Source organism: Amycolatopsis sp. FU40, from assembly GCF_021903635.1.
Taxonomy (GTDB): domain Bacteria; phylum Actinomycetota; class Actinomycetes; order Mycobacteriales; family Pseudonocardiaceae; genus Amycolatopsis; species Amycolatopsis dendrobii.
On sequence record NZ_CP091381.1, the window covers coordinates 6,220,125 to 6,245,907 of the forward strand.

22 protein-coding genes and 1 pseudogene are annotated in these 25,783 nt (G+C 69.9%); 8 read left to right on the forward strand and 15 right to left on the reverse strand.

The window, feature by feature from the left end; translation table 11 throughout:
- Positions 1–50 precede the first annotated feature (50 nt).
- The 3 genes from L3Q65_RS29100 to mtrA are packed head-to-tail and all read right to left on the reverse strand — an operon-like array spanning position 51 to position 4,220.
- Positions 51–1,808, reverse strand: coding sequence for an LpqB family beta-propeller domain-containing protein (locus tag L3Q65_RS29100; RefSeq protein ID WP_182889999.1), 1,758 nt, complete (start codon positions 1,806–1,808; stop codon positions 51–53).
- Positions 1,805–3,535, reverse strand: a complete 1,731-nt coding sequence (gene mtrB / locus L3Q65_RS29105) for an MtrAB system histidine kinase MtrB (RefSeq protein WP_182889998.1) — start codon at positions 3,533–3,535, stop codon at positions 1,805–1,807. Before mtrB ends, L3Q65_RS29100 begins: the two co-directional genes overlap by 4 nt.
- A 7-nt stretch (positions 3,536–3,542) precedes the next feature.
- Positions 3,543–4,220 carry an MtrAB system response regulator MtrA gene (gene mtrA, locus L3Q65_RS29110; protein ID WP_037355684.1) on the reverse strand — a complete coding sequence of 226 codons (678 nt, stop codon included), beginning with the start codon at positions 4,218–4,220 and terminating at the stop codon, positions 3,543–3,545.
- A 173-nt stretch (positions 4,221–4,393) separates the two neighbouring features.
- Here mtrA and L3Q65_RS29115 point away from each other — a divergent pair, with 173 nt between their 5' ends.
- From L3Q65_RS29115 to solA, 3 genes and pseudogenes are all read left to right on the forward strand, one after another.
- The gene (locus L3Q65_RS29115; RefSeq protein WP_182889997.1) at positions 4,394–5,179 is read left to right on the forward strand and encodes an IclR family transcriptional regulator; all 786 of its coding nucleotides are present in this window, start codon (positions 4,394–4,396) and stop codon (positions 5,177–5,179) included.
- 182 nt (positions 5,180–5,361) lie between these two features.
- The gene (locus tag L3Q65_RS29120; RefSeq protein ID WP_237597177.1) at positions 5,362–7,599 is read left to right on the forward strand and encodes an FAD-dependent oxidoreductase; all 2,238 of its coding nucleotides are present in this window, start codon (positions 5,362–5,364) and stop codon (positions 7,597–7,599) included.
- Positions 7,600–7,634: 35 nt separating this feature from the next.
- Positions 7,635–8,720 (forward strand): annotated as a pseudogene (gene solA / locus L3Q65_RS29125) (N-methyl-L-tryptophan oxidase).
- Here solA and L3Q65_RS29130 read toward each other — a convergent pair.
- Positions 8,710–9,612 (reverse strand): SDR family oxidoreductase, encoded by a 903-nt coding sequence (locus tag L3Q65_RS29130; RefSeq protein ID WP_237597178.1) that lies wholly within the window; start codon positions 9,610–9,612, stop codon positions 8,710–8,712. The pseudogene solA and the gene L3Q65_RS29130 overlap by 11 nt on opposite strands.
- 84 nt (positions 9,613–9,696) lie before the next feature.
- Here L3Q65_RS29130 and L3Q65_RS29135 point away from each other — a divergent pair, with 84 nt between their 5' ends.
- Positions 9,697–10,269, forward strand: a complete 573-nt coding sequence (locus L3Q65_RS29135; protein ID WP_237597179.1) for a TetR family transcriptional regulator — start codon at positions 9,697–9,699, stop codon at positions 10,267–10,269.
- Here the strand turns inward: L3Q65_RS29135 and L3Q65_RS29140 are convergent.
- Both L3Q65_RS29140 and L3Q65_RS29145 read right to left on the reverse strand, forming a co-directional pair.
- Positions 10,266–10,907, reverse strand: a complete 642-nt coding sequence (locus L3Q65_RS29140) for a dTMP kinase (protein WP_182889992.1) — start codon at positions 10,905–10,907, stop codon at positions 10,266–10,268. The two genes, L3Q65_RS29135 and L3Q65_RS29140, sit on opposite strands and share 4 nt — an antisense overlap.
- 26 nt (positions 10,908–10,933) lie before the next feature.
- Positions 10,934–11,194: a hypothetical protein gene (locus L3Q65_RS29145; protein WP_237597180.1), complete on the reverse strand. Its 261-nt coding sequence runs from the start codon at positions 11,192–11,194 to the stop codon at positions 10,934–10,936.
- 354 nt (positions 11,195–11,548) lie between these two features.
- Between L3Q65_RS29145 and L3Q65_RS29150 the strand changes: the two genes are divergently transcribed.
- Positions 11,549–12,511 carry a hypothetical protein gene (locus L3Q65_RS29150; protein WP_220506772.1) on the forward strand — a complete coding sequence of 321 codons (963 nt, stop codon included), beginning with the start codon at positions 11,549–11,551 and terminating at the stop codon, positions 12,509–12,511.
- Between the two features lies 1 nt (position 12,512).
- Here the strand turns inward: L3Q65_RS29150 and L3Q65_RS29155 are convergent, their stop codons facing one another.
- Positions 12,513–13,157 (reverse strand): TetR/AcrR family transcriptional regulator, encoded by a 645-nt coding sequence (locus L3Q65_RS29155; protein WP_182889989.1) that lies wholly within the window; start codon positions 13,155–13,157, stop codon positions 12,513–12,515.
- A gap of 104 nt (positions 13,158–13,261) precedes the next feature.
- Between L3Q65_RS29155 and L3Q65_RS29160 the strand changes: the two genes are divergently transcribed.
- Positions 13,262–14,041, forward strand: coding sequence for a glucose 1-dehydrogenase (locus L3Q65_RS29160; RefSeq protein WP_182889988.1), 780 nt, complete (start codon positions 13,262–13,264; stop codon positions 14,039–14,041).
- Positions 14,042–14,146: 105 nt separating this feature from the next.
- Here L3Q65_RS29160 and L3Q65_RS29165 read toward each other — a convergent pair whose 3' ends face one another.
- Complete coding sequence (locus L3Q65_RS29165) at positions 14,147–14,611, reverse strand: YbaK/EbsC family protein (RefSeq protein WP_182889987.1); 465 nt, start codon at positions 14,609–14,611, stop codon at positions 14,147–14,149.
- A gap of 47 nt (positions 14,612–14,658) precedes the next feature.
- Between L3Q65_RS29165 and L3Q65_RS29170 the strand changes: the two genes are divergently transcribed.
- A complete protein-coding gene (locus L3Q65_RS29170; RefSeq protein ID WP_182889986.1) occupies positions 14,659–15,201 on the forward strand; it encodes a helix-turn-helix domain-containing protein in 543 nt (180 codons plus the stop codon).
- A gap of 184 nt (positions 15,202–15,385) precedes the next feature.
- On the opposite strand, the gene ahcY is transcribed toward L3Q65_RS29170, so the two are convergent.
- Positions 15,386–16,858, reverse strand: a complete 1,473-nt coding sequence (gene ahcY, locus L3Q65_RS29175; RefSeq protein ID WP_182889985.1) for an adenosylhomocysteinase — start codon at positions 16,856–16,858, stop codon at positions 15,386–15,388.
- Between the two features lie 128 nt (positions 16,859–16,986).
- Here ahcY and L3Q65_RS29180 point away from each other — a divergent pair, with 128 nt between their 5' ends.
- The gene (locus L3Q65_RS29180) at positions 16,987–19,224 is read left to right on the forward strand and encodes a hypothetical protein (protein WP_182890261.1); all 2,238 of its coding nucleotides are present in this window, start codon (positions 16,987–16,989) and stop codon (positions 19,222–19,224) included.
- A 268-nt stretch (positions 19,225–19,492) separates the two neighbouring features.
- Here the strand turns inward: L3Q65_RS29180 and L3Q65_RS29185 are convergent, their stop codons facing one another.
- From L3Q65_RS29185 to L3Q65_RS29210, 6 genes are all read right to left on the reverse strand, one after another.
- Positions 19,493–20,212 carry an LPXTG cell wall anchor domain-containing protein gene (locus L3Q65_RS29185; protein ID WP_182889984.1) on the reverse strand — a complete coding sequence of 240 codons (720 nt, stop codon included), beginning with the start codon at positions 20,210–20,212 and terminating at the stop codon, positions 19,493–19,495.
- 293 nt (positions 20,213–20,505) lie between these two features.
- Positions 20,506–22,050 (reverse strand): amino acid permease, encoded by a 1,545-nt coding sequence (locus tag L3Q65_RS29190; protein WP_182889983.1) that lies wholly within the window; start codon positions 22,048–22,050, stop codon positions 20,506–20,508.
- A 78-nt stretch (positions 22,051–22,128) separates the two neighbouring features.
- A complete protein-coding gene (locus L3Q65_RS29195; protein ID WP_182889982.1) occupies positions 22,129–23,043 on the reverse strand; it encodes a cation diffusion facilitator family transporter in 915 nt (304 codons plus the stop codon).
- A 94-nt stretch (positions 23,044–23,137) separates the two neighbouring features.
- A complete protein-coding gene (gene manA, locus L3Q65_RS29200; protein ID WP_182890260.1) occupies positions 23,138–24,370 on the reverse strand; it encodes a mannose-6-phosphate isomerase, class I in 1,233 nt (410 codons plus the stop codon).
- A gap of 82 nt (positions 24,371–24,452) precedes the next feature.
- A complete protein-coding gene (locus tag L3Q65_RS29205) occupies positions 24,453–25,538 on the reverse strand; it encodes a hypothetical protein (protein WP_182889981.1) in 1,086 nt (361 codons plus the stop codon).
- A gap of 2 nt (positions 25,539–25,540) precedes the next feature.
- Positions 25,541–25,768: a Trm112 family protein gene (locus L3Q65_RS29210; RefSeq protein ID WP_101437810.1), complete on the reverse strand. Its 228-nt coding sequence runs from the start codon at positions 25,766–25,768 to the stop codon at positions 25,541–25,543.
- Positions 25,769–25,783 lie beyond the last annotated feature (15 nt).

Sequence of the window (25,783 nt, forward strand, 5' to 3'; positions counted from 1 at the left end):
GCACCCGACCACCGACAGTTTTCGGCCGTGCGGGCACCGGAGCCGGAGCATCACCCCGGATAGAACGGATCCGCGTTCTGCATCGTGTGTGCCTGCGGCCGCCACACCTCGCCCAGTTCGGTCGCCGTCCACAGCCCTCCGGCGTCCGCGACGACGATCGGCTGGCTCGGGGCGGACGCGACCGCCCGCACCGGCGCGGTGAGGTTCGAGCTGTTGTAAGCGTCCATCCGCCGTCCGTCGATCGAGAGCCGCTGGACCGGCTGCGAGGGCGAGGACGTCGCGGCCACCAAGGTGTCCGGCGTCGAGCCCCAGTCCACGTCCAGCACGTCGGTCAGCACGCCGGGCTGCAGCACCCGCGGCTCGCGCAAGGTGACTGTGTCGCCGCTGCGCACCACCGACGCCACGACCAGCTGGCCGTTCACCGTCGCGGCCACGCGAGCGCCGTCGCGGGAAAGCCGCAGGACACCGATCTGCCCCAGGGCCAGCAGATCGTTCGCGTTGACGCTCTGGCGCAGCCAGTGGCCGTTCGGATCAAGGACCATCCGCGCGATGATCGAATGGTCGACGACCGTCCACACCTCGTTCGACGGCCCGGCCCCGCTCTGCGCCGGACGCCAGGTCGGGCGGCTCAGCGAACCGCCGCCAAGCTCGACCGTCGGCAGGTCGCGGCCGAGGTCGCCGATGCGCAGCCGTACGCGGTCGCCGTCCTGCTCGACCACCGCGAGGCGTTTGCCGTCGATCGACTGGGCCGCGCTCACCACCGGGTACGCGCCGTTGCCCACCGCGCCCGCGATCGGCGCGCCGTCGCTGAGCGAGCGGACGCGGCCGCCGACTGTCATCAGGCCGTTCGGCGACGACGAAGCGTTGTACGAGGGCAAATCGCTGCCGCGCCAGTATTCGTGGCCGGCCACGAGCGGCGCGCCGTCGGCGAGCAGCCGGATCCGGGTGGACGTGACAGTCTGCATCGACAGCACGATCTGCGCGGCGATCAGCGACCGCGTCTCCGGGCCGACGCCGGCGAGCCCGCTCAGCTGCACGGTCAGCGAGCCGTCGTCGTTGGTCTTCACGTTGTTCTCGAGCGACACCCCGTCGCCGAACAGGTTTTTCACCGCGCCGGTGAGCCCTGCGGACGGGCCCTGGAGGATCAGGTCCATCACCCGGCCCGGCATGCCCGACTGCGGTTTCGCCGGGACGTAGCGCAGGTCCGGCACGAAGGATCCGGAGTCGGCGGAGTAGAAGCTCACCGAGACCGGGTTGTAGTTGCCGTCGAACTCGTCGTCGGTCACCAGCAGCACCGGCGGGGGCGGGCTGGAGATCCGCCATTGGCCGTCGGCCTGCTTGCGCACCTGGAAGGTCTGCTCGGCGGGGCCGCTGCCGGGGATGAACGCGGAGTCCGCGCTCAGCGTGCCGAGCACCGAACCGCGCACGGTGACCGTGCGGACGTTCGGGTCCGGCGCGCTAGCCGACGGAGTGGACGTCGTGGTGGCGCCGGTGCTGGCCGTGGGGTCGTAGACCGTGCTGAAGGTCTTGTCGATGATCGTGAACGAGCGGTTCGGCCGCCACGCGCCGCGCTGTTTGTCGTCGAGGAACGCCCGCGAGGCCGCGTTGCCCGACCGCGGATCGGCGTTGGCCTTGATGAACAGCCGCACGATGTCGAGCGGTTCGGCGTTGGCGGGCGGTTCCGGCGCGTTGTTGGCCTGCTGTGGCGCTTTTTCGACCGACACCACGACCGGCAGCGATTCCTGCGGAACGTTCGCGCAGCTCACGAGCACCAGTGCGCAGGCGAGGAATACGAGCACTCGCCTCACTGACCGACCTCCTCCCGGTCCGGAGCCGGATCGGCGAGGATCGCCTCCGGCGCGGGGTGCAGTTCGGCGACCGACGACGGCGACAGCGTGATCTCCGAAACGGCGTCCGGCGGCGGCAGCACCAGCGGGCTGTCCGCGATCGGCACGCCTTGCCTGCGCGGCACCACGAGCCGGAAGCACGCGCCGTGTCCCGGTTCGCCCCACGCGTCGAGGACGCCGCCGTGCAGCCGCGCGTCCTCCTGGCTGATCGCGAGGCCGAGCCCGGTGCCGCCGGTGCGCCGGTTGCGCGACGGGTCGGCGCGCCAGAACCGGTTGAACACCAGCTCGGCCTCCCCCGCCCGCAGGCCGACGCCGTAGTCCCGGACGGTGATCGCGACCGCGGACTCGTTCACCGCGACCGTCAGCACCACCGGTTTGCCCTCGCTGTGGTCGACGGCGTTGGCCAGCAGATTGCGCAGGATCCGTTCGATGCGCCGCGCGTCCACCTCGGCGGAGGTGTCCTCGTCCGGCAGCACCAGTTCGACCGCGCTGCCCGCGGTCCCGGCGAGCACCCGCACCTGTTCGACCGCGCGCGTCGCGATCGGCCGCACGTCGATGTACTCCGCGGACAGCTCCTCGACGCCCGCGTCGAGCCTGCTGATCTCCAGCAGGTCGCCGAGCAGCGCCTCGAACCGGTCCAGCTCGTCGACCAGCAGTTCGGTCGAGCGGGCGAGGCCGGGCGGGAACTGCTCGCGCGACGCGTGCAGCACGTCGGCGGCCATCCGCACGGTGGTCAGCGGGGTGCGCAGCTCGTGCGACACATCGGAGGTGAAGCGGCGCTGGAGCCCGCCGAATTCCTCGAGCTGGCGGATCTGGTTCTGGATGCTGGCCGCCATGCTGTTGTAGGACACCGCGAGTTTGGCGAGGTCGTCCTCGCCCACGACGGCGAGCCGCTGGTCGAGGTCGCCGCCCGCGAACTGCTCGGCGGCCGCGACGGCTTGCCGGACTGGCCGCACCACCTGCCGGACCACCAGGTTCGTGATGCCGGCGAGCAACAGCAGCAGCACGATCCCGGCGACGAACAGCGTGTTCTGCACGGTCGACACGGTGGTCTGCTCGCTGGTGAGCGGGAACAGCAAATACAGCTGCAGCGGACTGGCCGCGGTCGCCAGCGGGGTGCCGACGATCAGGTACGTGGTCCGGACGCCGTTCTCGTCGACTGTGTGCTCAAGCCGCGCGAGGTGGTCGGCCTCGACGAACTGGCGCAGCCGCTCCGGCACCGAGGGGAACGGCCCGACGTACACCGGATCGGTGTCCGATTGGCCGCGGCCGACGCTGGCCAGCACCGGCTCGAAGGTGCCCGCGGTGGAACCCGCGCGCGACGAGGACGTGGTCGAGATCTTCTTGAGCGCGTTCTGCAGGCGCGTGTGCAGCGCCTCCGGGGACTCGCCGCCGATCCCGACCAGTTCGCGCGCGGCGGTGTCGGCAAGGGCCTGGGTCTGCTCGATCGCGGCGCGGCGCTTGGTGTCCAGCAGCCGTTCGGTGATCTGGTTCTGCAGGACCATGCCGAGCACGAACACCACGGCAGAGGACAGCGCGAGCGTCGAGATCGTGACGCGGAACTGCAGCGAGTGCTTCCACAGTTCGTTGAACGCCACCGCGCGGCGGCGTGCGAAAACCACGACCCGGGCCGACAGCCGAGCCGTGGCGCGGGCGGCGGCGCGGAGCCGCCCCGCGAAACCGGTCATCGCACGCTCACGGCGGGCCGGCCTTGTACCCGACTCCGCGCACCGTCAGCACCACCTCGGGGTGCTCCGGGTCCTTCTCCACCTTCGAGCGCAGGCGCTGGACGTGCACGTTCACCAGCCGGGTGTCGGCCGCGTGCCGGTAGCCCCACACCTGCTCCAGCAGCACCTCGCGGGTGAACACCTGGCGCGGCTTGCGGGCCAGCGCCACGAGCAGGTCGAATTCGAGCGGCGTCAGCGGGATCGCCTTGCCGTCGCGGGTGACCTCGTGTCCGGGCACGTCGATCGCCAGATCGCCGATGGTGAGCGATTCGGCGGGCTCGGCCTCGGTGCGGCGCATCCGAGCGCGCACGCGAGCGACGAGTTCCTTCGGCTTGAACGGCTTGACCACGTAGTCGTCGGCACCCGACTCGAGCCCGAGCACGATGTCCACGGTGTCGCTCTTGGCGGTGAGCATGACGATGGGCACGCCGGACTCGGCGCGGATCGCCTTGCACACGTCGATGCCGTTCATGCCGGGCAGCATGAGGTCGAGCAGGACCAGGTCCGGTTTCAGCTCCCGCAGCGCGGGCAGCGCCCGCGAACCGTCCGCGACCACCGCGGTGTCGAACCCTTCGCCGCGCAGGACGATGGTGAGCATCTCCGCCAGCGCCGGGTCGTCGTCGACCACCAAGACACGTGCCTTCATGACCACATGTTCGCACTACCGCCCGCACCCGTGCGCACGACCCGCGCGTTTGACCACCGGAAAGATCAAGATCACCGACCCGGTTGGGCCATCCGGACGCCTCGCGCGTCCGGCCGCGACCGGATTCGCCCGCTCAGCCGAACAGATCGCAGCCGAACGGTTACTGTTGCGCTATGCGGAACCAGGACTCGGGAAACGCAACGGGAAGCGCGGTGCAGTCCGTCGACCGGGCGATCACCGTCCTGGAGCTGCTGGCTCGCAACGGCGAAACCGGCATCACCGAGATCGCCGGAGAGCTGGGCGTGCACAAGTCCACCGCGTCCAGGCTGCTGAGCGTGCTGGAGGCGCACGGGCTGGTCGAGCAGCTGGGCGAACGCGGCAAATACGCGATCGGATTCGGCGTCGTCCGGCTGGCTGGCGCCGCGACCGGCCGGATGGACCTGGCGAAGCTCGGCAGGCAGACCTGCCAGACGCTCGCCGAGGAACTGGGCGAGACGGTCAACATCGCGATCGCCGACGACGGCGTCGCGATCAACATCAGCCAGGCGCGCGGTTCGGCGGCGATCACCACGCAGAACTGGACCGGGCAGCGCACGCCGCTGCACGCCACGTCCAGCGGCAAGGTCCTGCTGGCCGCGATGGACGACGCCGAGCGCAAGCGGATGCTCGCGCACGAACTGGAGCAGTACACGCCGCGCACCACGGTCGACCGGGACGAGCTGGCGGCCGAACTGGACCGCGTCGCCGAGGACGGTTACGCGGCCTCCTTCGAGGAGCTGGAACTGGGCATGCACGCGGTCGCGGTGCCGGTACGCGGCCCCGGCGGCGAAGTCGTCGCGGCGATGAGCGCGTCCGGCCCGTCCTACCGGCTCTCGAAACAGCGGATCCGGCAGATCGTCGCGCCGATGGCGGACGCGGCCCGGGAGCTTTCCGCTCAGCTTGGCTACTTTTCCGCGTGAACCCGGCGGCCGCGGCGGCTCTCTTGACAGCACGCCCGCGATCCCGCAATTTGTGAGTTGCAGCAGACGGAACATCGATCTCCATCCGCAACGCGTCCGTTCCCCGGCGGGGGCGTTCCGGCATGCCTGTCTCGTCCCGAGCCGGGCCGTCGCGACGGCCGGCAGGCAGGAGGTACCTCGCGATGGCAGTGCGACCGCGGGTGGTTGTGCTCGGCGCCGGGCTCCTCGGCTGCGCGGTCGCCGACGAGCTGACCGAACGCGGCTGGACGGACGTCACCGTCCTGGAACCGGAACCGGCGATCGCTTCGGCCGGACCGGGGCTGCTCTTCCGCACGCACGCCGACCGCACGGCGTCCGAGTTCGCCAAGTACACCGCGGAGAAGTACAGCGGGCTGACCGTCGACGGCGGCTGGTGTTTCCAGCCGGTCGGGAGCCTGGAACTCGCGACCACGCCCGAGCAGCTTTCCCGGCTGCGGCAACGGCTTGGCTGGGCGACGTCGTCCGGCGTGCGCGGCTATCTGCGCGAACCGGGCGAATGCGCCCAGCTGCACCCGCTGCTCGACTCCGCGAAGGTGTTCGGCGGCCTGCACATTCCCGGCGACGGGCTCGTCAAACCGATCCGCGCGGCGCTCGCCCAGGCGCGCCGCGCGAAGGAGCGGGGCGCGAGATTCCTTACCGGACAAGAGATTGTCGAGATCGTGCGCACGGCGGGCCGGGTGACCGCGGTGGCGACCGCGACCGATCGGTTCCGCGCCGATGTGATCGTCTCGTGCGCCGGAGTGCGCGGACCGCAGTTCGGCCGGCTGGTCGATCTCGCCGTCCCGGTGGTGCCGATCGCCGTCGACCACGCACGCACCACGCCGTTGGCGCAGCTCGCCGGGGACAACGACCACTTCACCGAGGCGGACAAACCGATCCTGCGCGGAGCCGGGCTGTCGCTGCGGGAGCACGTCGACCGGCTGGGCATCAGCGCACTGGGCCCGGTCGAAACCGACGCCGCGTTCGCTCCGGCGGGCTTCGAGGAGTCGTGGACGGCCGCGCTCGGATTGGTGCCCGCGCTCGCCGACGCGAAGGTCGAGGAGGGCGTCCGGCAGCTGGTCCCGGGGACGCCGGACGGGTTGCCGCTGCTGGGCGAACATCCGGACCTCGACGGGTTCTGGGTCGCCGAAGCGGTGGACTGCGCGTGGTCCGCCGGGGTCGCGCGAGAGCTGACACGCTGGCTCATCGAGGGGCAAGCGCATCTCGACCTGCACTCCGTCGACCTCGCCCGGTTCGACCGGCTGCAGCTCGCACCCGGCCGCGTGCGGGAGCGGAGTTTGGCGGCGGCGGGCCATCAGCGACCGGTGACGGAACTGCTGCGGACCACGCCCTGTTACGAGCGCGAAGTCGCGCTGGGCGCGGAGTTTCGCGAGGAAGACGGCTGGGCACGACCGCAGCGGTACCCCGCGGGAGGACGCGCGGAGGCCGTCGCGGCTCGAAGCCGGGTGGCGCTGTTCGACCTGACCACGCGGCGACGGCTGGAGATCACCGGCCGCGGCGCGCTGCCGTTCCTGCAGACGATGACGACGAACCAGCTCGACCGGCCGTCCGGGTCGGTCACCACCACGTTGCTGCTCGGCGAAGACGGCGGGATCCGCAGCGAGCTGACCGTCGCCCGGCTCGGCGTGGAGCAGTTCCACGTCGCCGCGCACCATCATCGGGACGTCGCCTGGCTGCGCCGTCATCTGCCCGGCGACGGCTCGGTCCAGCTGCGCGAAACCACCGGCGGCACCTGCTGCCTCGGCTTGTGGGGGCCGCTCGCCGAACAGGTGCTGCCCGAACTGTCCACATCGGACTCCCGGGCGTGGCGGACGTACGTCGGCGACGTGCCGGTCACCGTGCTGCGCGTGTCTGACGTGGGCGAACCCGGCTGGGAACTGCACACCGGCGCGGATCTCGGCCGGTCGCTGTGGGACGCGCTCTGGTCGGCCGGGCGACCGTACGGGATCGTCGCGGCCGGCGAGGACGCGCTGCGCAGCCTCCGGATGGAGGAAGGGCACCGAACCTGCGGCATCGACGTGACCACCGAGCACGATCCGTACGAAGCGGGCCTCGGCTTCGCGGTGCGGATGGACAAGGGCTACTTCCTCGGCCGCGACACGCTTCTCCACCGTTCCCCCTCGACCGTCCGGCGGAAACTGGCGTGCTTGACCGTCGACAACGCGCATTCGATGCTGCGGGGCCGGGAGCCGGTGTACGTCGACGGCCGTCCGGCGGGATACGTCACGAGCGGCGCGCATGGCTACACCGTCGACAAAAACCTGGCCTATGCCTGGCTTCCCGTCGAGGACGCCCGGCCGCGGACGCCAGTGGAAATCGAGCACTTCGGGAAACGGCTCTCGGCGAAAGTGGCCGCGGAGCCGTTGAGGAGCAGCGAATGACGCACTACGACGTGATCGTGATCGGTCTCGGCGGCATGGGCAGCGCCGCCGCGTACCGGCTGGCGCGACGGGGCCAGAAGGTGCTCGGGATCGACCAGTTCGCGCCGGTGCACAACCTCGGTTCGAGCCACGGCGGTTCGCGGATCACGCGGCAGGCGTATCTCGAAGGTCCGGATTACGTACCGCTGCTGCTGCGCGCGCACGAGATGTGGGACGAACTCGAACGCGACTCCGGACGGTCGCTGTTCACCCGCTGCGGCGCGGTGATGGGCGGGCCGCCGGAGTCGCGCACGATCGCGGGCAGCACGCTTTCCGCGGAGAAGTTCGACATTCCGCACGAAATCCTGGACGCGGCCGAGATCCGGCACCGGTTCCCCACCATCACCCCGGCCGAGGACGAGGTGGCGCTGTGGGAACCGGGCGCCGGTTTCGTGTCACCCGAGGGAAGCGTCGCCGCACACCTGCAACTCGCCGCGCGCCACGGCGCCGAACTGCACCACGAGGAGCAGGTATTCACGTGGACCAGCACGGAAACCGGCGTGCGCGTCGGCACCGCTTCGAGCTACTACACCGCCGAGCGGCTCGTGCTGTGCCCCGGCGCGTGGGCGCCCGTGCTGCTCGCGGACCTTGGCGTCGACTTCGAGGTGCGCCGCCAGGTCCAGTACTGGTTCGAACCAGCGGACGTCCGGCCGTTCGTCGATCATCCCGTCTACCTTTGGGAAACCGCTGAAGGCGGCCAGTTCTAAGGTTTTCCCGCGCACACCGCACAAGGCGTCAAAGTCGCCGTGCACCTCGGCGGCACGCCGTGCACCGCCGACACGATCGACCGGCGGATCCACGACGACGAGGTACGCGCGGTCGCGGACGTCGTCGGCTCCCGGATCCCGGCGCTCCCGGCGGCCTTCCGCCGCGCGGCGACCTGCCTTTACACGAACACCCCGGACAAGCACTTCGTGATCGCCCCGCATCCGAAGCATCCGCGCGCAGTGGTGGCGTGCGGGTTTTCCGGGCACGGGTTCAAATTCGTGCCGGTGGTCGGGGAAATCCTCGCCGACCTGGTGGTGGACGGCGCGACGCGGCACCCGATCTCGCTGTTCGCCCCGGCGAGGTTCACGCCGTAGCGAAGTAGTGCTCTTCAGCCAGGTCTTCAAGCAGGCCAGGGTGTTCCGGCTGCCAGCCGAGGAGTTCACGCGTGCGTGCGGCGGACGTCGGCGCGTCCGACTGCACCATCGGCGCCAGAAACGCGAAGTGCGCCGCGGCCTCTTCCGGTGCGATGGACTTCGCCGGGACACCGAGCCGCGCACCGATCGTCTCGGCGATCTGCCGAAGCGAGACGGCTTCGTCGCCGACGGCGTGCAGCATGGCCCCGGCCGGAGCCTTCTCCAGCGCCAGCCGGTAGAGCCGGGCCGCGTCGAGCGTGTGGCCGGCGGACCAGCGGTTGGCGCCCTCGCCGACGTACGGCGAAACACCGGCCGCGCGGGCGAAACGGATCATGGTCGGGACGAAGCCGTGCTTGTCGAGCGAACTGTGCACGGACGGCGGCAGCCGCACGACTGACGACCGGACACCGCGGTCAGCGAGCCCGAGCACATAGTTCTCCGCGTCCACGCGCGGGCCGCCGGGGAGCCGGTCGTCCTCGGTGCCGGCGCGGCCAAGTCCGGCGAACATCAGGGTTCCGGAGGTCGAGACCAGTGGCTTGCCGGTGCCGGCGAGGGCTTCGCCGAGCGCTTCGAGCGCGGAGAGGTCCGCGTCGACCGCGCTGGCGAACTCGCCGCTGGCCATCAGGTCGTGCTTGAACGCCAAGTGCACGACTCCGTCCGCCTCGGCGGCCGCCGCGCGCAGGCCGTCGAGATCGTCGAGGTCGCCGCGCCGTACCCGTGCGCCGCGTTCGGCGAGCGCCGCGGCGGAGGCGTCCGACCGGGCGAGCCCGACCACCTCGTGTCCGGCGGAGAGCAGTTCGGGAACGAGGGCCGAGCCGACGTGGCCGCTGGCCCCGGTGACGAAAACCCGCATGGGCTGTCCTTCCACAGTTGATGACACCTAGTGCCATCACCGTACGCCTGATGTCATCCGGTGTCATCACCTAGACTGGACGGCATGGGCCGCTGGGAACCGAACGCACGCCAACGCCTGGAGAAGGCCGCGCTCGACCTGTTCACCGAACGCGGCTACGACCTGACCACGGTCGCCGAAATCGCCGAACGCGCCGGGCTCACGAAACGGACCTTCTTCCGCTATTTCGCCGACAAGCGCGAAGTGCTGTTCGGCGGGCAGGAGGAACTGACCCGGCTGTTCTCCGAGGGCATTGCCGGGGCGCCAGCGGGCGCGACGCCGCTCGAAGCGATCGGCAGGGCATTGGATGCCGTGGCGGGGATTTTCACCGGCGAGCGGCTGGCTCAGGCCCGGGCGCGACAGCCGGTCGTGGCGGCGAACAGCGAACTGCTCGAACGCGAATTGCTGAAGCGCACCAAGATGGTCCAGGCCATGCACGACGCACTCGCCGCGCGCGGAGTCAGCGAGCCGACCGCACGCGTCGCGGCGGAATTGGGCTGCCTCGCGTTCGGGACGGCTTTCCACCACTGGGTCGAAGCAGGCAACCGGCGGGAATTCGGCGCGCTCGCGGTCGACGCACTCAGCGAATTGCGCACCGCGACCGCGGCCCTGGGCTAAGCGAGCAGGGATTTCGCCAACGTCGGCAAATCAACGCCAGCCACGCCGTCCAGCACATGCCACGGCGCGAGCCACGAAGCCGCGGCCAGTTCGTCGTACACCTCGGCACAACGCTGCTGCAGCGAATCGTCCGACTCGAAGGCGTCCCGCGCCCGCGCCGCGTCCGATTCCGCGCGGCGCACTGCCCGCTCGGCAGCGACCTCCGGGCTCACCCGCAGCAACAGATGCGCGTCCGGCCGCGGCAAGCCGAACCGCGTCACCTCGAGGTCCCAAACCCACTGCACCACAGCGCCGTCCGCGTGCTCGCGCAGGCGCGCGGCGGCGTACGCGGCGTTCGAAGCGACGTAACGATCCAGCAGGACCACGTCGTTGGCCGCGAGCAGCGCGCGGATCTCGTCGGCCGCACCGCTGCGGTCGAGGGCGTAGAGCAGTGCCATCCCGTACACCGAGTCGGCGAGATCGCCGTGCCCGCGATGCAGCGCTTCCCGCACCAGATCGGCGTGCACGCTGCGGCCGTAACGCGGGAAGGCGAGACTGCCGACGCTCGCGCCGGCGTCTTCCAGCGCAGCAGTCAGCCCCTCGGACAGCGTCCGCTTGCCCGCGCCGTCCAGACCTTCGATTACGACCAGTCGCCCCACGCCGTCGAAGATACTTGGTGGCGCGCTCAGGCCGTCTCGCGGCGCGCTCGGACGTAGCCGAAGTAGCCCACCGGCACCGCGACCAGCAGCCCGGCGAGGCAGAGCAGCGGAATCCAGTCGTCGCCGTGCGGCTGCGCGGGCGTGCTCTGGCCGCCGTCCCTCGGCACCACCTCGCTGCGAGGTGCCGCCGTAAGGTGGGCGTTGCCGGTGTCAGCGGGCTGCGCCGCGCCCGCGCCCGGAGCCGACACCGGCAACGCCAGGCCCGTGAACGCCGTGAGGAGCAGCAAGCGTCCGACGTGCCTTCGGCAAGTGGTCGAGGACCGCCGGACCCGCCCGGCAGTGCTCTCCACGTGATTCGGTTTCCCTGTACCCACGACGCACCTCCCGCCTAGACGTGGCCAGTGGTGGTCACAACGGTGAACTGGTCGATCACTCCGAGCAAGATGCCCGTCCGGCAACGAGGGTGTTCCGGGTCGGCGGTGGAACACGGAACGGTTACCCTTCCGTGGCCAAGCACACCAAACGGGGGCCGGACCCGTGACCGCGCGCTGCTAACGTGAACGTTCCGCGGCATTCACGCCCAGCGCACGGGCGGCGTTGAAGGGACAGCGGTGGCACGAGACGGGGATGGCCCACTGATCATGGAACCTGGCCGGCGCGGCGCGAGTGAACTGCCGCCCGAGCTCGGCGAAGCACTGCGATCCGGAGAATTCCATCAGGCGCTGCGGCTCGCGATCGCGCATCGCGGCCTGTCGCTCGCCCGGCTGCGGGCGCATCTCGCGCTCCGCGGCGTCCACATCGGACAGTCGACGCTGAGCTACTGGCAGCGCGGACTGCGCCAGCCGGAGGTGCCGAAGGCGCTGCCCGCGGTCCGCGCGCTGGAGTCAGTGCTGCAACTGCCCGCGGACTCGCTCGTGGTGCTGATCGGCCCGCGCACGGCCCGTCCGCGCGGGCACCAGGCCGCGGCGTCGTTCCACGACCTGCGCTCGGGCGAGATGGGCGCGATCGTCGAACAGCTGATGAGCGACCTCGGCGCGCCGCCGACGTCCCGGCAGTCGAACTCCGACCTGGAAATGCTGTCGGTGCACGACCAGATCACCATCGACGAACAAAAACATCAGGTGAAATTCCGGACCCGGCTGGTCACCCGCGCGCGGCGGCACGGACCGGACCGGTACGTCGCGGTCTACAACGGCGACCCCGGCTGCCGGATCGACGACGTCGAACTGATCACCGCGGAAGGCTGCCGCGTCGGGCGGATCCGCAGGCATCCGGCGCGCGAGACGATGGCGACGGAGCTGCTTTTCGACCGGAAGCTCGCCGAGGGCGAGATCCACGTTTTCTGCTTCGAAATCCACGACAATTCCGCCGTGACGTTCCCCGGGTACTACCGGATGCTGCGCGACCAATGCGCGAGCTATCTGCTGCAACTGCAGTTCGCGCCGACCGCGATGCCCGCCCGGATCACCCGCGAGGTTCGCGCCCGCGACGACGCCCTGCCGGTCGAGGCGGAGGAATTGCCGTGCGACACCGGCGGAGTGACGAGCGGGTATTTCCGCGACACCGGACCAGGGCTGGCCGGCATCGCGGTGGAATGGAACTGACTCAATCGCCGGCGGACGCGCCCGGTCCATTCACCGCGTACCGGGCGGCGGTGGTGCGGACGGCCTCGTCGACTACCTGAGCGACGCGTTCGGCGCTCACTTCCCAGTCCGGCACCAGAAGTGCCGGCCAGAAGACGTAGTTGGAGATCATGCCCAGGAACTGGGTGGCGGCGAGGTCCGCGTCCTCGATCCGCACCGTTCCCGCCTCGTGCTCAGCCAGCAGATAGCTGCGCACGGACTCGAAGCAGGGCATCTTGCCGCGCGAAAACTGCGCATGGGCCAGCTCAGGGAATCGCGGCAGCTCCGCGATGACGATCCGGAACAGGTCGGTCATCTGGGCCCGGCCCAGCAACTGGGCGTACCGGCGGCCGATGACGCTGAGCCCGTCGACGACGTTGCCCGCGGGCGGCGGATCCTCCTCGTCAGCGGTCGACCATGACTCGGTCACGATGGCGTCGAACAGCGCGGCTTTGCTCGGAAACTGCTTGAACAAGGTGGCCCGCGAAACGCCCGAGCACTCCGCGATCTTCGCCAGCGACGTCCGGTCGTAGCCCAGTTCGAGAAACAGCGCGGTCGCGGCCGCCACGATCAGCGCGCGCTTTTCCTCGGCGACGCGCTGGTGATACGTCGGCACGACCTTGTTCATGGGCCGAGCATACGAGGCGAGTGGCTTGACTCACCACTGCGGGCGGCCTAGCTTCAGAGTGGTGAGTCGACCGACTCACCACCCCTGCGCCGAAGGACCATCCGATGTCCCGCTTCGACAACCAGACCGTGCTCGTGACCGGTGGAGCCGGCGGCCAAGGCTCGAGCCACGTACGCGCCTTTCACGCGGAGGGAGCGAACGTGGTGATCGGCGGCATCGACACACAACGCGGCACCGCTCTCGCCGACGAACTCGGACCCCGCGCCCTCTTCACCCGCCTTGACGTAACCGACGAGAGTTCGTGGTCTGCCGCCGTGCTAGCCGCCGAAAGCGCCTTCGGCGCCTTGAACGTGCTCGTCAACAACGCGGGCGTGCAGAATCCGCCGGCCACAATCGAGAACACGGACCAAGCGACGTGGGCGCGCATCCTCGACGTCAATCTCACCGGGATCTTCCTCGGGATCAAGATCGCGACCCCCGCTTTGCGCCGCGCAGCGGGAGGAGCCATCGTCAATGTCGCCTCGATCATGGGCCTCGGCGGCACGGCGCACTACGCGCCGTACGTCGCCAGCAAGTGGGCCGTGCGGGGCCTCACCCGAACGGCAGCACTCGAACTCGGCCGCGACCGCATCCGCGTGAACACCATCCACCCCGGCGTGATCTCGACCCCCTTCATCCACGAACCAGCGGCAGGCGCCACCGCGGCGATCGCCGACTTCTACTCGCCCGAGCCGTTCGCCGTGCCCCGGCTCGGGGAGCCTGCCGACGTCACCCGGCTTCTCCTGTTCCTCACGTCATCGGACGCGTCGTTCGTCACGGGGTCGGAGTACGTCGTCGACGGCGGGCTCCTCCTCGGCCCCGCCCTTCCGGCCGAGGCCGCATGAGCAGTCCAGACACGACCGGGGCGAACGACTCCGCACGAGCCATCCGGCCGCGCCAGAAGCCTCTCAAGATTGGCGAGTTCAACACCCTGAACCGTGAAGAGCCGTTTACCCGTCCACCCGCTGCGGCGTGCCCTTGGTGATCCGCACCAGTTCGTCGAACGTCGTCGGAAAGACGGCGTTCGGCGTACCGGCCGCCGCCCACACCTCGCTGTACTGCCGCAATGCCTCGTCGACCACGGTCTCCAGCGGAGCCGGATGCCCGACCGGCGACACCCCGCCGATCACCTGCCCCGTGGCCGCGCGCACCTCGTCCGGCTTGGCCCGGCGGATCCGGCCGCGGTGGAGCCGCGCGGCGAGCGCTTCGACGTCCACGCGGTGCGCGCCGCTGGTCAAGACCAGCAACGGGGCGTCGTCGGCCATGAAGACCAGGCTGTTCGCGATCGCGCCGACCGGACAGCCCAGCGCGTCCGCCGCCTCCGCCGCCGTCCGGGTGGACTGCGGGAGAGTTCGCGCCCGGCCTTCGACGCCCGCCGCGTCGAGCGCGTCCTGCACGTTTTGCACTGCCGACATCTGCACACCTCCAGCTGTTCTGTAAATAGAACACTAGACTAGGCCCAATGTCGACGTCACCCGCCCCGGACGGCCGCGCCCTCGCCGCGGCGGTCGGTACCCGCATCCGGACGCTGCGCACCCGCGCGGGCGTCGGCCTGACCACGCTCGCCGCCGACAGCGGACTCGGCAAGGGAACGCTGTCAGAGCTGGAAAACGGACGCCGCAACCCGACCCTGGACACACTGTTCGCCATCGCCACCGCGCTCTCGATCCCGTTGAGCGACTTGCTCTTCGGCGACGACGGCGTAGCCGAGGCACACGGCGACAGCGTCGCGGCGACCCTCCTCGGCCGATGGGAGGACCCCGACGGCGTGACCGAGGTGTACCGGCTGACGATCCACGAGCGGGTTCAGGTGTCGCATCCGCACAGCCCCGGGGTGCGAGAGGTGCTGACCGTGCTCACCGGAACGGCGGAGGTGGGCCCGGCTGACGCGCCGGTGACGGTTTCCGCGGCGGGGACGCATACGTTTATCGCAGAAACGAACCATGTTTATCGCGGAATCGGCGGACCGGCGACGGCGGTGCTGACGATGCGGTATCCACGTTAGCTATTCAGGAGTTCAGCGACATTTGCCGGTCACCACTCGCCCCTGGTCCAGTCGAGTGCCTCATTGACCGCAGTGGCCCACCCGACGAGAGTCGCTCGCGCCCTCCGCAACAAAGCGCTCAAACTATTCCGTTGCAGACAAAGCCGCCCCGAAACGAATTCCGGGGCGGCTTCAGCGTCAGCGATCAGTAACGGTAGTGCTCCGACTTGAACGGGCCCTCGACGTCGACGTCGATGTATTCCGCCTGTTCCTTCGACAGCTTCGTCAGCTCGCCGCCCAGCGCCTCAAGGTGAATCCGCGCGACCTTCTCGTCCAGTTTCTTCGGAAGCCGGTAGACCTCCTTGTCGTACTCCTCGGTCTTCGTGAAGAGTTCGACCTGCGCGATGACCTGGTTCGCGAAGCTGTTCGACATCACGAAGCTCGGGTGCCCGGTCGCGTTGCCGAGGTTCAGCAGCCGTCCCTCGGACAGCACCAGGATGCTCTTGCCGTCCGGGAAGACCCACTCGTCGACCTGCGGCTTGATGTTCACGCGCCGCACGCCGGGGTAGCGGGCGAGGCCGGCCATGTCGAGCTCGTTGTCGAAGTGGCCGATGTTGCCGACAATCGCCTGGTGCTTCATCCGCGCCATGTGCTCGACCATCACCACGTTCTTGTTGCCGGTGGTGGTCACGTAGATGTCGCCCTCGTCCAGCACCGTCTCCAGGCGCTTGACCTCGTAGCCGTCCATCATCGCCTGCAGTGCGCAGATCGGGTCGATCTCGGTGATGATCACCCGGGCGCCCTGGCCGCGCAGCGATTCCGCCGCGCCCTTGCCGACGTCGCCGTAGCCGCAGACCACCGCGACCTTGCCGCCGATCAGGACGTCGGTGCCGCGGTTGATGCCGTCGATGAGCGAGTGGCGGATGCCGTAGCGGTTGTCGAACTTCGACTTCGTCACCGAGTCGTTGACGTTGATCGCCGGGAACAGCAGCTCGCCCGCGGCCGCGAGCTGGTACAGCCGCAGCACGCCGGTGGTGGTCTCCTCGGTGACGCCCTTGACGCTCTGCCCGATGGCGGTCCACTTGCCCTTGTCCGCCGCGACCGACGCGCGCAGCAGCTCCAGGAAGACCTTCCACTCTTCGGGGTCCTCGTCGTCGGCGGGCGGAACCACGCCCGCCTTCTCGTACTCGGTGCCCTTGTGCACCAGCATGGTGGCGTCGCCGCCGTCGTCGAGGATCATGTTCGGGCCTTCGCCCTCCCACGTGAGCATCCGCTCAGTGCACCACCAGTATTCCTCGAGCGTTTCGCCCTTCCACGCGAACACCGGGACGCCCTTGGGCTCCTCGGGCGTGCCGTGCGGTCCGACGACGACCGCGGCCGCGGCGTGGTCCTGGGTGGAGAAAATGTTGCACGAAGCCCAGCGCACCTCCGCGCCGAGCGCCACCAGCGTCTCGATCAGCACCGCGGTCTGCACGGTCATGTGCAGCGACCCGGCGATTCGCGCCCCGCGCAACGGGTAAACCTCAGCGTATTCGCGACGCAGCGCCATCAGGCCGGGCATCTCGTGCTCGGCGAGCCGGATCTCCTTCCGGCCGAACTCGGCGGCCTCGAGATCGGCGACGGCGAATTCGATGCCGCCCCGGGTGTCGTGCCGCTTGACAACGCTTTCGGGGGTCATAGTGCGGTTCCTCCAAGGTTTGATGGCACCTGAACAGTACCGTTGTCGGCTCGACCCTGACTCGAACGGATGAGGAGAGAATCACCGTGCCCGCCCCGCTCCCCGGCCCTGACACCCGCATCGTCGAAATGAGGGTGTCCGGACTCGTGGGCACGAGCGGCGAGACGCTCCTCGACACGGTCCAGACCGTCGACGTCGCCGGCGACGAACTCGGCCGCGTGGTGCGCCCGGCCGACCGGCTGCGGCGCCCGGCTCCCGGTCCGGTGGTGCCCGCGCTCGGCCGGTCGATCCCGCGCACCGTCGAAGGCTACCTGTGGAGCGGCATGACGTCCGGCGGCGTCGCGAAGGCCGCCTGGGCGCTGCTGTTCCCGTTCTCGCTGGCCAACGTCGCGTTCTGGATGCTGCCGCCGGTCCACCGCGGCCGCTGGCTCGGCGGCCTGTGCCGCGGCCTGCTGCGGATCGCCTCGGTGCTGCTCACCATGCTGCTGGTCAGCCAGGTCGCGGCGGCGGTGCTGGACCTCGTGGCGACGCAATGCCTCGCTCCCGGACGCGCCTGTCTCACCTGGGTGACCCCGGAACTGCGCAAGGGACCGCTGCGGATCGGCGCCGGCGTCGCCGTGCTTCTCGCGCTGGTCTACGCCCTGCACCGGATCTCGTCGACGAACTGGCGCGTCCGCCAGCCCGAGCATCCCGGCCGCAAAGGCGTCCCGATGCGGTTGCGCGCCGATCCGGAAGCGCCCGGAATGTCCGCGACGCACGCCGTCGCCGCACTCGCCTGCATCGCCCTGCTTTTGCTGGGCGGACCATTCCACGTGCCCACGAAAATCCCGCAATTGATCGCGTGGATTTGCACCCTCGCCCTGGTCCTCGCGGTTTTGCTCGGAGGCGCGATCGGCAGCGACACCGGAGTCATCGCGCGCCGGAGCTTGATCACCTTCGCGACCCTGCTGGTCATCTACGCCACCGTGCTGGCCGCGCCAGTCGACAACCGGTTGCCCGGTGTCGACAACACCGTCGAAGGACTCGGCGGCTCTCTGCTCGTAGTCACCCTGCTCTTCGCGCTCGCGCTGATACCGTCGGCACTGCTGGCCCGCCCAGCCTGGCGCGACCGCCCGCGCCGGCTCCGCCCGTGGCTCGGCGGCTGGGCAGCGGCCCCGGTACTCGCGCTCGCGGGCCTTCTCGGCGGCGGTTTCGGCGCCGGACTGGCGATCGCCGTCCGAAAACTGCTCCGCACCGAGAAGCTGGCCCTGCCGACGACGTACGACCTGGTCACCGTTCTGTGGGGCGGCGGACTGGGCCTGATGGCCTTGCTCGCCATCGCCGGATACGCCATCGCCGTCCCCCTGCGCCGCCGCCGACGCGGCGTCCCGCCCATCGTCGAACTGATGGAACACGACGAACAACAGGAACAGGACGCCGCCCGAGCCTGGGCACGCTCGGCTTGGGAACGCCGCCACCTGCACCACCTGGCCGTGATCGTCGCCCTCGGCCTCTGCGTCGGCGCGATCGCCCTGTTAGTCGTGCGGTTCGGCTTCAACCTGCAACCAGGCTGGTTCACCACGGTCTCGGCGATCGGCGTATTCGCGCTGGGCGCGCTGGCCGCAGGTCTGCTGCGAGTGGTCTACTCCGCCGCCCGCTCCCCCCAACGAAGCCGCCACCTGGGCGCACTCGCGGACCTGGTCTCTTTCTGGCCGCGCGCCGCCCACCCCGGCGTACCCCCTTGCTACGCGCTCAAGGTCGTCCCCGAACTGGCAGCACGAGTGAAGGAACACTTAGCCGAACCCGGCACCCGAGTCGTGCTGTCCGGCCTGAACCTCGGCAGCATCCTCACCGTGCTCACCGCGGCTCAACTCAACGCCGAACTCCCCCAGGACGAACGCGACCGAGTCGGCCTTCTCACCGCAGGCTCCCCCTTGCAGTGGGGCTACCAGCGCGCGTTCCCCGCAGTCCTGCCGCAGGACTCGCTGGCCGACTTGTTCTCCGCATTGGACGGCCGCTGGCGCGCACTGTGCCGAGGCACCGACATCTTCGGCGGCGGCGTGACCACCTGGCGCCACCAAACGAGCAACGGCCACCTGCTGGGCGAGGGCTACCTCCCCGAAGGCAAATGGGGAGCCCTGGAAACCACCCCGGACGACGCAGGAGTTCTCATCCTCGGCGGCGACCACTGGGTCCCCGATCCCCTGCGCGCCCCCGACGGCCGCAGCCGCTGGGCCCCCGGAGTCCTCAAACACACTGAATACCTGGCCGACCCGGAGTGGGACAACGCCGTAGCGATGGCCGCAGGCCTAGGCCGCCCCAACGGCCGCGCCAGAACCCTAGGCGAACAAGGCTCCCTGTTCGGCGACCTGCCCCGCCCCCGCTAGCTCCGCCGGCAGGGCAGTAAGCGCCACCCTCAGGAACTCAGATTCCCTCAGCCCTAAAACCGGCACCAGCGCACCCAGCGGACCCAAGCACCCACACCGCCCCCGCACCCCGATACGAAGCCTCCCTGCGGTCGGTGGGTGCTTGTCAAGGCATCTTTCCCGCCTTGACAAGCACCCACCGACCGTCAGCACAATCAAGCTTCGGGGTGCGGGGCCAACCCCAAGCGCAATGTCGCCCGCCAGGGCGACGAGCCGCCCCCGAGCGAGATCAGTTAGTCCCGCGACGCCGCACCTTCAGCAGCACCAGCAACGCGCCACCGCCAACGATCAACACCCCGCCAACCCAGAACAGCCAAGCGTTGTCGAACCCGGTGTTGGCCAGACCGCCCCCGGTCCCGTTCTCGTTCCCGGCCGGAACAACAGCCGGAGCACTGGTCGTGGCAGGCGCAGACGTCGCACCAGCCGGAGCCGAGGAGGTAGCCGAGGCACCAGGCGAAGTGGTCGGCGCCTCCGAGGTCGGCTGCGACGGAGTCGTGGTCGGCGTCTCCGAAACCGGCGGCTTGGTCGGCGCGGTCTTGGTGCCGCAGGCGAACCAGTGGCTGATCGTCGGCAGCTGCTCGCCGCGGTTGAACGGCGAGCGCAGCTTCTCCCACGGCGGCGTGGCCGACATGCCGCGCTTGCCCGGCACGTACACGTTGTAGCCAGGCCCGCCCTTGACCACGATCGCGGTGACCGTGACGCCCTCGCCCACCGCGGTGACGTTCAGGTATTTGTCCTTCTGCGTGCCGCCGGTGACGGTGAGGTCGCCCGCGCCGAGCAGGTCGCCGGACACCTTCGCCTCGACGCAGGTGGTCGCGTTGCCCTCGACCGGCTTCGCCCGGTCGTCGTCGGTGGTGCAGGCGAGCGCCGAGGTCGCGGTGCCGAGCAGGGCGAGTCCGGCCACCGCGGCGACCGTGAAACCGGCGCGCAATCTGGTGCTGATGGGCATGGAGTTACTCCTCAGGGAAAAATCCGAACGGGGGATAACACACGCGGAGAACTGCGACCCTCCGTAGGAACCCCGACCACTGTTCGTGCGAATTACCCGAGAGTGATTAACCCGTCAGAGGGAAGACGACGCGGAGGGTATCGCACCGCCACGAGTCCTTTCCCGTAGGGACCGGGTCGCCGCCCGAACCGAGATCCGCGAGTTGCGCATCCGTGACCACCGGTTCCCCGACCGCACGAAAACGGCCCGCCGTCCAAGGTGGACGGCGGGCCGCGGGAACGACGATGCGCGGGTCAGTCGGCGACCGGCGGCGCGGGTTCGGAAACCGCCCCGCCCTGCTCAACGCCCGACTGCCGCTTCCCGAGCAGCGAATGCCGCCGGCTGTAGGCGAAGTAGATGACCACGCCGATCACCATCCAGGCGACGAACCGCAGCCAGGTCAGCACGGTCAGGTTCAGCATCAGCCACAGGCACGCCAGGATCGCCAGCGGCGCGATGACCCACACGCCCGGCACGCGGAACGCGCGCGTCAGGTCCGGGCGGGTCTTGCGCAGCACCAGCACGCCCGCGGACACGAGGATGAACGCGAACAGCGTGCCGACGTTGACCATTTCCTCGAGCTTGTCGGCCGGGAAGAACGTCGCGCCCGCCGCGACCAGTGCGCCGACCACGAGCGTCGCGCGCTTCGGCGTACCGCGGTCGCTCGTCTTGGCCAGCGAACGCGGCATGAGGCCGTCGCGGGACATCGCGAAGATGATCCGCACCTGGCCGAGCATCAGGACCATGACGACGGTGGTCAGCCCGGCCAGCGCCCCGACGGAGATGACGTTCGCGGCCCAGTCGACGCCGTTCGCGGAAAACGCGGTGGCGAGCGTCTTGTGGCTGCCGTCGCCCGCCGAGGTCGACAGGTCGGTGTAAGGCACCATGCCGACGACCACGAGCGACACCGCGACGTACAGGACGGTCACGATCGCCAGCGAGCCGAAAATGCCGCGCGGCACGGCCTTCTGCGGGTTGCGGGTCTCCTCCGCGGTGGTCGCGACGATGTCGAATCCGATGAACGCGAAGAACACGATCGACGCGCCGGCCAGCAGGCCGAAGATGCCGAAGGAACTGCTGCCGCCGCCGGCGAGGAGCGAGAACAGCGACTGGTCGACGCCGCTCGACCCGGATCCGGCGGGCTTGCCCTCGGGAACGAAGGGCGTGTAGTTGCTCGACTTGATGTAGAAGAAGCCGAGGATGACCACGAACAGCACGACGGCGACCTTGATGCCGGTGATCACCATCGAGAACCGCGACGACAGCTTCGTGCCGAGCACCAGCAGCGTCACCAGCGCGGCCACGACGATGAACGCGCCCCAGTCGATGCCGAAACCGCCGCCGAGATCGATCGACGTCTTGGTTCCCTTGCCGAAGATGTACTCCAGCACCGTCTGCAGATAAGACGACCAGCCCTTGGCGACCGCGGCGGCGCCGACGGCCAGCTCAAGGATCAGGTCCCAGCCGATGATCCACGCCATGAACTCGCCGAAAGTGGCGTAGGAGAACGTGTACGCGCTGCCCGCGACCGGGACGGTGGAAGCGAATTCGGCGTAGCACAACGCGGCGAGCGCACAGGCGATCGCCGCGATCACGAACGCGACGGACACCGAAGGACCGGCGAAGTCCCCTGCGGTGCGCGCGGTGAGCGTGAAGATGCCGGCGCCGATGACCACCGCGACGCCGAAGACCGTGAGGTCCCAAGCGCTCAGGTTCCTGCGGAGTTTCGTCTCCGGTTCATCGGTGTCCGAAATGGACTGCTCGATTGACTTAGTGCGCCACAACCCAGTGCCGGGCAACGTTGACCTCCTGCGGTGACCTTCGTGGGGACCGGGCGCCACCCTAGCCTGTCAGTTGGGCGCCAGCTGTCCGGACAGTCAGCGCGTCTCGCGGTCGAGGTCGGGCTCCAGGTAAATCAGCGTCGCGACGGGGACTTTCGCGCGCACGCGGGCCTCGGCGTCGTCGATCGCACCGGCGATCGCGGCGGTGTCGAGACCGGGCACGAGCGCGAGCTTCGCCGCGACGAGCAGCTCGTCCGGGCCGAGGTACTGGGTGCGGATGTGGATGACGCGCTCGACCTTGCCCGCGGCCAGCTCGTCCACAATGGTCGCGAGATCGGTTTCGGTCGCACCTTCGCCGATCAGCAGGCTCTTCATCTCGACGATCAGGATGATCGCGATGACGCCGAGCAGCACCCCGATGAAGACGGTGCCGATGCCGTCGAACACCGGGTTTCCGGTCAGCACCGAAAGCCCGACGCCGAGCAGCGCGAACACGAGGCCGAGCAGCGCGCCGGAGTCCTCCAGCAGCACCACCGGCAGCTCGGGCTCCTTGGCCTGGCGGATGAACCGCCACCAGCTCGCGTTGCCCTTGATCTTGCGCGATTCGCCCATCGCGGTGAGGAAGCTGTAGCCCTCGAGACAGATCGCGACGACCAGAATGACCACCGCGACGACCGGCGTCTCCAGCGGCTGCGGCTCGATGATCTTGTGGATGCCCTCGTAGAGCGCGAACGCCGCGCCGAGGGTGAAGAGCATGAGCGCGACGATGAACGAGTAGAAGTACCGGTCCCGGCCGTAGCCGAACGGATGCTCCTTGGTGGCGCGCCGCTTCGAGGTCTTCTGCCCGAGCAGCAGCAACCCCTGGTTCGACGTGTCGGCCAGCGAGTGCACCGCCTCCGCCAGCATCGACGACGACCCGGTGACCAGGAAGCCGACGAACTTGGCCACCGCGATCCCGGCGTTGGCGGCGAGCGCCGCGATGATCGCCTTGGTTCCCCCGCCAGCTGACACTTCCCGCTCCCTGCTCCGCGCCCGAATTGCCCGGTGGGAGCCTAGAGGAGCCTCGATGGAGGGAAGCGCCGGGCCTGACAATCAGCTGGTCAGATCACAGCTCGCAAGCCCCGGCGGTAGCCCGGAACAGCTGCGACCGCTCCCCGCCCAACGGCCGCACCCGCACCGCGGGATCCGCGGCGGGCAGCCACACCGACTGCCCCCGGCGCAATTCCACCTGCTCCCCGTCCGAGGCGAGCACCAGAAGATCCCCTTCGGTGCACAACAGGATCTGCGGACCGGCCGAATCGACCTCGATCTCGGCGTCGTCGCCGGCCGCCCATTCCATTCGGGACAGTTCGAATTCCGGGGCGTCCGTGTGGTACACCGCCATCCGCTGGCCGGCGCATTCTCCGTGCTGCACCGGCATTTCTCCGCACGCGAAGTCGACCACGCGCAACAGCTCCGGCACGTCCACGTGCTTCGGGGTGAGGCCGCAGCGCAGGATGTTGTCCGAGTTCGCCAGGATCTCCACCGCGGTGCCGTGCAGGTACAGGTGCAGGTTCCCGGCGGGCAGGTAGATCGCTTCACCGGCGCGCAGGGTCAGGCGGTTGAGCAGCAGCGCGGCCAGCACGCCTGCGTCGCGCGGATGGGTCTCGCCCAGTTCCAGGATCGTGCGGCATTCCGTCGCGAACTCGCCGTGGTCCTGGACGTGCCGGACACACGCGTCGAGCACCTCCGGCAGCAATTCGTCCAGCGCGGACTGCGGCAGCGTGATCCAGGTGGTGAACAGCGCACGCAGACCGGCCGGATCCGGTTGGGCTTCCAGCAGGCCGGTGTACTTGCCCAGCCCCGGCGTCTCGATCGCCTTCAGCAGCTTGACCGTGCGGTTCGGGTCGCGGAACCCGGCGAGCGCGTGGAACTCCGTCAGCGCGCAGACCAGCTCCGGCTTCGCCGTCGGGTCGGGGTAGTTCCGGTTCGCGGCGTCGCGCGGGATGCCCAGCTTCTCCTCGCGGGCGTGTCCCTCCGCGGCCTGCGCCGCCGACGGGTGCGCCTGCATCGACAGCGGTTCTTCTGCGGCGAGGATCTTCAGCAGGAACGGCAGCCGGTTGCCCCAGCGCCGCGCGCAGTCCTCGCCGAGCTGGCCGACCGGATCGGCGTCGACGAGTTCGAGCAGGCTCAGTTCGGCGCCGTCCGGGCCGAGCACGTGCGACGGGTCCCCTGGGTGCGCTCCCATCCACAGCTCTGCCTCGGGGTGCGGCGCCGGCACCGGACGTCCCTGCAGCTGCGGGATGGCCGTTCGCGATCCCCAGGCGTAGGGCCGTACGGCGTTGCGCAACAGCTCCACTGTCAACTCCCAATCCTTCCCGTCGGCACTGGGCCGACGCACGCGGCGGCGGAACCGCCTGCCCGCGTTCCCCCCTGCTCCCTCAGGCGGAGGCCGGTTCGTATCTCCCGGCCCCGCCGATGCTGCCCGCCGCCAGCCCCAGGTACACCGCGGCCAGCTCGAACCGCAGCGCCAGCACCGCGGCGCGGACGATCTCGTCGGCCTCGATCTCCTCGGCGGGCGCGATCAGGTCCGCACCCGGCAGGAACTCCTCGGCTTGGTACCGGGCCGCCTCGGTGGCCGGACCGGTCCGCACCGACAGCAGCAGCACCCGCGTCGCGACTCCACCAGGAGAGTCGTCCGGATCGGCGAAAATGTCTCGCTCCGCGCCGCCCGATTGTGCGACGCGGCGCAAAGCCGGCCGGGCCAGCGCCTGCCGGTAGTCCTCCACGTCGCACACCAGCGCGGCGTGCGCGGCGAACGCGTGCGCCGCGTGCTCGCCGACCGCCACCGCGACCGGGTCGAGCCCCCACAGCAGCGGCACCCGGTCCGCGACCCGCAGCGCGAGCGCTTTCGCCGGATTGGCGAACGACTCGCGAGCCAGGTAGTCCTTCTCCGCTTCGAGGTCGAGCTGGTCGGCGAGCGCCTGCACGTCCGCGACCAGCAGGCCGAGCGCGTTCGCGGTGAGCAGCCCGGCGGCGAGCCCGCGCGGGAACGCCAGCTCCGGCGGCACCGGCACGCGCGGCGCGAGCAGCACGCCCTTGCCCGCCACCGACGCCGCGACCGGTCCCTCGGCGGGCCCGGACAGCACCACCGACGCGCCGAACCGGGCGGCACGCTCCAGCGAAGCGGCCAGCTCGCGGTCGCCCGCGTCGTCGGTGTGCGCGAACACCACGTCCAGCGCGCCGATCCAGGCCGGAACCGATTCGGCCACCACGACCGGCACCGGGCACGACGGCGTGAGCAGCGCGGCCAGCAGCCGGGTGAGCGTGCGGCTCACCCCGGGCCGGTCGATGAGCACCAGCGAACGCGGCCGCCCGACGTCCAGCCGTTCGCTCAGCTCCAGTTCGGCCGCCGCCTCGGCGGTGGCCCGCACCTGCGCGCCCGCCATCGCGGCAGCACGCAGCAACCCCGCGCGGTCGGCGTCGGCCAGCCGCGCGGAGTCGTCGAGCAGGGAATCGTCAAGCATGGTCAAGCACTGTCGCCGTGGTCAGCGTCGGGCCCGGCCGAGCCGGGCAGCGTCGCCTCGTCGAGCAGCAGCACCGGGATGCCGTCGCGCACCGGGTAGACCCGGCCGCATTCGGTGCAGGTCAGCGCGTCGGCCTCGGCGTCGTCGGGCGTGCCGGGACGCAGCGGCGCGTGATCCGGCGACGGGCACGCGAGGATCTCCAGCAGCTGTGCGTCAAGCGTGATGGCCATAGTTCCTCCATACCA

Bases quoted from the DNA above. Each gene is read 5' to 3' on its own strand.
- mtrB (WP_182889998.1), bottom strand. From the start codon at position 3,535: ATGACCGGTTTCGCGGGGCGGCTCCGCGCCGCCGCCCGCGCCACGGCT.
- mtrA (WP_037355684.1), bottom strand. From the start codon at position 4,220: ATGAAGGCACGTGTCTTGGTGGTCGACGACGACCCGGCGCTGGCGGAG.
- L3Q65_RS29115 (WP_182889997.1), top strand. From the start codon at position 4,394: ATGCGGAACCAGGACTCGGGAAACGCAACGGGAAGCGCGGTGCAGTCC.
- L3Q65_RS29120 (WP_237597177.1), top strand. From the start codon at position 5,362: ATGGCAGTGCGACCGCGGGTGGTTGTGCTCGGCGCCGGGCTCCTCGGC.
- L3Q65_RS29130 (WP_237597178.1), bottom strand. From the start codon at position 9,612: ATGCGGGTTTTCGTCACCGGGGCCAGCGGCCACGTCGGCTCGGCCCTC.
- L3Q65_RS29135 (WP_237597179.1), top strand. From the start codon at position 9,697: ATGGGCCGCTGGGAACCGAACGCACGCCAACGCCTGGAGAAGGCCGCG.
- L3Q65_RS29150 (WP_220506772.1), top strand. From the start codon at position 11,549: ATGGAACCTGGCCGGCGCGGCGCGAGTGAACTGCCGCCCGAGCTCGGC.
- L3Q65_RS29155 (WP_182889989.1), bottom strand. From the start codon at position 13,157: ATGAACAAGGTCGTGCCGACGTATCACCAGCGCGTCGCCGAGGAAAAG.
- L3Q65_RS29160 (WP_182889988.1), top strand. From the start codon at position 13,262: ATGTCCCGCTTCGACAACCAGACCGTGCTCGTGACCGGTGGAGCCGGC.
- L3Q65_RS29165 (WP_182889987.1), bottom strand. From the start codon at position 14,611: ATGTCGGCAGTGCAAAACGTGCAGGACGCGCTCGACGCGGCGGGCGTC.
- L3Q65_RS29170 (WP_182889986.1), top strand. From the start codon at position 14,659: ATGTCGACGTCACCCGCCCCGGACGGCCGCGCCCTCGCCGCGGCGGTC.
- ahcY (WP_182889985.1), bottom strand. From the start codon at position 16,858: ATGACCCCCGAAAGCGTTGTCAAGCGGCACGACACCCGGGGCGGCATC.
- L3Q65_RS29180 (WP_182890261.1), top strand. From the start codon at position 16,987: ATGAGGGTGTCCGGACTCGTGGGCACGAGCGGCGAGACGCTCCTCGAC.
- L3Q65_RS29185 (WP_182889984.1), bottom strand. From the start codon at position 20,212: ATGCCCATCAGCACCAGATTGCGCGCCGGTTTCACGGTCGCCGCGGTG.
- L3Q65_RS29205 (WP_182889981.1), bottom strand. From the start codon at position 25,538: ATGCTTGACGATTCCCTGCTCGACGACTCCGCGCGGCTGGCCGACGCC.
- L3Q65_RS29210 (WP_101437810.1), bottom strand. From the start codon at position 25,768: ATGGCCATCACGCTTGACGCACAGCTGCTGGAGATCCTCGCGTGCCCG.